Here is a 210-nt window from a genome sequence, read left to right on the forward strand (position 1 = left end):
GCTTTAGCATCAAAACCTTTTTTAGCATCAACGACTGCAAAAGGTGCTGTACTTAAACCAGCAGATTTAAATAGGAGCTTACAACGAACTTTATCCATAGCCAGTGCAGAGCCAAGCACATTACTACCAGAGTAAGGTAGAATCATAAACTCAAGCGCACCTTGTACAGTACCATCTTCACCACCACGGCCGTCAAAAAAAATAAAAACA

The 210-nt window shown here is 40.5% G+C and carries 1 pseudogene; it reads right to left on the reverse strand.

The features are described 5' to 3' along the window. A pseudogene (locus V6260_RS19370) lies at nucleotides 1-210 on the reverse strand (D-alanine--D-alanine ligase); the annotation flags it as partial.

Source organism: Pseudoalteromonas aliena (assembly GCF_038155085.1).
Taxonomy (GTDB): Bacteria; Pseudomonadota; Gammaproteobacteria; order Enterobacterales; family Alteromonadaceae; genus Pseudoalteromonas; species Pseudoalteromonas aliena_A.